This window comes from Microcoleus sp. PH2017_05_CCC_O_A (assembly GCF_020738785.1).
Classification (GTDB): domain Bacteria; phylum Cyanobacteriota; class Cyanobacteriia; order Cyanobacteriales; family Microcoleaceae; genus Microcoleus.
This window is the reverse complement of record NZ_JAEQCB010000258.1, coordinates 1-4,366: the sequence shown is the minus strand read 5'-3', so window position 1 is coordinate 4,366 and position 4,366 is coordinate 1. Positions and strand designations below refer to the sequence as shown.

Annotated in this window: 4 protein-coding genes; 1 reads left to right on the top strand and 3 read right to left on the bottom strand. The window is 44.0% G+C overall.

The annotated features are described in order from the left end of the window. Positions 1 to 170 precede the first annotated feature (170 nt). The 3 genes from ltrA to JGK20_RS33170 all read right to left on the bottom strand — a co-directional run bounded on the left by ltrA (position 171) and on the right by JGK20_RS33170 (position 3,812). Positions 171 to 1,919 (bottom strand): group II intron reverse transcriptase/maturase, encoded by a 1,749-nt coding sequence (ltrA, locus tag JGK20_RS33180; RefSeq protein ID WP_325315998.1) that lies wholly within the window; start codon positions 1,917 to 1,919, stop codon positions 171 to 173. Positions 1,920 to 2,506: 587 nt separating this feature from the next. Then, positions 2,507 to 3,358 carry a transposase gene (locus tag JGK20_RS33175; protein ID WP_293208456.1) on the bottom strand — a complete coding sequence of 284 codons (852 nt, stop codon included), beginning with the start codon at positions 3,356 to 3,358 and terminating at the stop codon, positions 2,507 to 2,509. A 79-nt stretch (positions 3,359 to 3,437) separates the two neighbouring features. Next, a complete protein-coding gene (locus JGK20_RS33170; protein ID WP_293208454.1) occupies positions 3,438 to 3,812 on the bottom strand; it encodes a hypothetical protein in 375 nt (124 codons plus the stop codon). Positions 3,813 to 3,893: 81 nt separating this feature from the next. Here JGK20_RS33170 and tnpA point away from each other — a divergent pair, with 81 nt between their 5' ends. Next, the gene (gene tnpA / locus JGK20_RS33165) at positions 3,894 to 4,271 is read left to right on the top strand and encodes an IS200/IS605 family transposase (protein ID WP_293233656.1); all 378 of its coding nucleotides are present in this window, start codon (positions 3,894 to 3,896) and stop codon (positions 4,269 to 4,271) included. The last annotated feature ends 95 nt before the right edge of the window (positions 4,272 to 4,366 follow it).

Here is a 4,366-nt window from a genome sequence, read left to right as displayed (position 1 = left end):
GTTATCTCTACTATATTTCTGAGTTTGCACTCAAGGCGGTGTAGAGACGATTTTCCTCCTAAGTTTTATGAGACTTTGGTTTCAATCAACGAACCGCACAAACCGTACTTGTGACTTTCACCACATACGGCTCCTCAATGACCTGGCTCTTGTTATGAGTACCTTTAACACTAGAACGGGTTGTCATCCCAGTTCTCCAAACGGACATCTCCGTCTGTTGCCGTTTTCAAGTCGTGGCAGTGGCGGTGAAGAAGCTGCCAATTACTATATTCATCCTTACCTCCTCTAGAAGTACGGATAACATGGTCAACTTCCCATAAATCGCCGTATTTGAAACTCAGCTCGCAGAGTACACATTTCCCAGCCTGCCTTTTCAAGAGAGTGGCTACTCTGGAAGACAGTTCCGGGTGGCTACTCATACGCTTACCCCAGTAGACTAAATCTCCATCAAACGGGCTTCTTGCACCCTGAACCTTGGTGTGGCGTACTATTGGAGTACTTGAATGTTTCACCAAGGCTGTTCCGCCTGACGTGGCAAATGTCCAGTTGTCTTTGCCTACGGTACGCCAGTAGTTACTAACAGTATCGTGGGCGTTAGTTTTGGTGCATCTGCTTTTTGCCCATGCGAGAAGCTTTTGATAGGTGAGGTGGTCACATTTGTTAAATGTTTCCTTACTCACAGATGACGCATAATAGTTACACCATCCTCTGATTATCGGATTGAGACGGCTTATCAATGCCTCTTGAGGGGCATTATGATGTTTATCTATTACTTGTCCTATCTTGTCAAGATGTCTCTTGACTGCTTCCTTTGTGGGTTTGATGATTGTTGTAAAGCCTAGATTTATTACTTCTTTACTAGGGGAATATTGATTACCCTTAGATAAAGTTGCCGCTCTGTATGCCCCTACTTTGTACTGGCGCACATTAAACCCTAAGAAGTTGAACCCCTCAGAGGTGTGGCATATTCGCGTTTTACTTGGCTTCAATTCTAGTCCCATGTTTTTTAGCCATTCGTCTGCTTTTTGTCTCAGGAGGGTTACAAACTCCTCAGACTCATGGAGTATCACAAAATCATCTGCATATCTTACTAGCGTAGGTTTAACCCTAGTAGTACTTTTCCTTCCGGTAGTCGTTACTATCCCTCTGGTGATTGTGTAGAAGCTTGTAATGAAATCCTCAAACCCGTGTAAGGCTATGTTTGCCAGAAGTGGAGAAATGACTCCACCCTGCGGTGTACCTTCCTTGGTGTTTGAGAATACTCCGCTATCCATCACTCCTGATTTCAACCAAGCTTTAATTTGCTTGCGTAATGTCGGGAATGTATTCAATTTTTGGAGCAGTGCTTTATGGTTTATGCAGTCGAAACATTGTGAGATATCAGCGTCAAGCACATACTTGGCTTTTAGGCTGACATTTTTGAAGATTGTCTCAATCGCATCATGGGCAGAACGTCCAGGTCGAAATCCGAAGGAATTTCCCTCGAATTTAGCTTCCCATTCTGGCTCAAGTGCCAGTTTTACTAGGGCTTGTAAGGCACGGTCAAACATCGTGGGTATACCAAGAGGTCGTTTCTCGACTTTTCCCGGCTTATCAATCCACACTCTGCGGGTAGGTTTGGACTTCCCAGTCACTTTGAGATGAGTTACCAAGACAAGACGGGCATGGGGGGTTAGGTTTTTAATTCCATCTACACCTGCCGTTTTCTTACCCTGGTTATCCTGCGAAACCTTCCTTACCGCGAGACACTTACCCGACCAAGACCTCATCAAAGTCTTCTGGAGTCTCCGAACTGCTTTAACGTCGCCACGACTAGAGGCTTTGAAGATTCTCTTTTGGAGCTTGAAGACTCGTACCTCTAACTTTCGCCAGGGTAAAGCCTTCCATTCCACCGTCTGATTGTTCAGCGTTTTAGACATTTAATCTCTCACTCAAGATTCTTCATTCCAAGACATCGTGAATCTGTCAGCATATCCTTACCATTACAGTGAGGCATTCGCTTCTGACTCAATCCCACCCTCTTTCTGCTTGTGGTTGGAACCTACTTAGGTATTCGACCTCCTAAGAGCGTGAGAGAGGGTTACTTCGTTCCGAGTGGTCATTTCAAGTCTTTTAGAGCGACACTATTCACCGGGTTTCTTTGGAGTGCTAGTTAGTCAACTAAGAATTTGCTAACTCCTTATCCTTGCCTTTTGGCTTGGGGTATCAGCCTTATTACCCCATTCAACATCACGATGATTCAGGCGTGCCTTCAAGCTTTCGCTTTACTCATGAGAACTTCTGCTTGGTAGTCACTGGCTTAGGCTGTCAGTGCTTTTACCTTCTATCCCTTGCAGTCGGTTCTGGGTTTTCCTGCCCATGTCCCTAGGGATATGCTTTCACCCCAGCACCAGGGGGGATGGACTTCGGTTTCTAGGGTACTTCCGTCACCATCATGTTCCACTCAGTTATCCAGGTCGTCCCTGGCTAGCCGTCCTCCGCATTGCTTATATAGCAAGGGTTTCAGCTAAACGAATCGCACTCTGAGGATATTGGCAGAACCATTTAGGTCTGCATTCACCACGGTTCCATCGGCAGACTGATACAATCCACGCTTAATTCGTCTTCCCGACGCTTTCCACCCTTCTGGCTTTTCACCGTACTTGCGTAGGGAGTCTCCATCAAGAAAACTAGCTTTGGATGTATATGCTTCTTCGGTTTCAATAAACCTGATGCCGTGTAAGTCACACAGTTGATTTAATCGGTCTTTCAACTTTCCTAAAGGCATTTGAACAAACTTTTGATTGTTCTTTTTACCCATATTAGCATTAGACTTAAAGCCTTGATTCCAGCCACAAACAATGTTGCCAATGCTGTGTTCCAAGCAATGGCTAACAATCAACTTCGCGGTCTTGTTAATGCCATCGCGCATTTGGTGGTTGCGTTTTCGGGTTGCGCGGTCTAGCCAATTATCCCAATAACCTTCTGCCTTTCCTTCTTTTCTAGTTGCTACTTTTTTGTTCCATAGCTGATTCATCGCTTTCATAGCGCGAGCATCAATCAAGAAAGAATTTCCCAATGTATCAAGGTAGGCTGCTAAATTGTCAGCAGTTCCCAAGTCAATTGATAACGCTTGATCGATGTCTAGGCTGTGTTGTTCTTTTTCAACCTCGTAAGATGTTTCAAGATAAAAAGCACCATTCTTAGGTAGAATCGTAAACTCTTTCACCTTGGAAAAGTCAAGATTTGACGGCATAGGCAGAAAGAATTCGGAAACTTCAAACCACCGCTTTACCGTCAATCCCAAGGAGAATCTTAGCTGATTACCAATAAGTTTAGGTCTTAAGCCCCCTGAGTTTGGATAAGCTACTTTGAACAACTTATACCATTTTTCTATGAAGCTGCATGGAATAGATCCTTTACCGGAAAGGATTTGAGGCTTCCCATGAAGTGCAGCTTCATAGTGAATTGGTATTAGGCCCTTTCAGGTATCCCGGTGGCTTGGGCTTAAAATATAATTGACCTTTGATATACAAATCTCTTAATTCTTTAAAAGATTTAAAGGCTTCTGCGACCGACATCAATGTTTGCTGCATTGGCGTTGATGGCAACGACTTAGCAACCATTGATTTTGCCACTGACGGCTCAAAAGATAAGTCGAACTTTCCAGTCAACAGCTTTCCTGTTTTAAAAAAAGTTTGGCGAGCCAAATATACACCACTGTTGTACAGTTTTCCGGATTGTCGGCACAGGTATTCTAGTAATGTTTGAAGTTCTTTGTTTGGTGACAGCAATACTTGCTGAACACCCATTGCTTTTCGTTCTTTTGGCACCTCTGTTTTCCTGAATATTGGTTGATTTGTTTATTCTAAACGAGTATAGTGGATACGTCAATTTGTATCAACAAACTATTTATGCTGCCACTTGCCGAATACAAAACGCACAACCACGTTAAGTTCTTACTAAACTACCACTTTGTCTTTATCCCCAAGCGCCACAAAAAAGTTTTATTGGGCGACGTGGCGACTAGAACTCGTCAGATTTTCCTAGAGTTGTCAATTGAGAAAGGTTGGGATATATTGGCGCTAGAAGTGGCCCCAGATCACGTACATTTGTTTGTAGCCGTCAAGCCAACGGACACCCCTGTCTTAGTAGTTAAGTTGTTCAAAGGTCGTTCTAGTCGTTTTTTGCGGGAGGAATTCCCGGAACTGAAAAAGCTGCCATCTTTGTGGACGAGCAGCTATTTTGTGAGTACAGCAGGTAATATCAGTAGTGAAGTGGTGAAGAAATAGCTGGTAAAAGTATAGTCATCTATTACATGACATGGGAGGCTTCAAGTCCCTCCCCTTTCGCTTTCACTTCGAGCGGATTGACCCGCCTCGGCTGA

Coding starts and splice junctions, on each gene's coding strand:
- ltrA (WP_325315998.1), bottom strand. CDS start 1,919: ATGTCTAAAACGCTGAACAATCAGACGGTGGAATGGAAGGCTTTACCC.
- tnpA (WP_293233656.1), top strand. CDS start 3,894: ATGCTGCCACTTGCCGAATACAAAACGCACAACCACGTTAAGTTCTTA.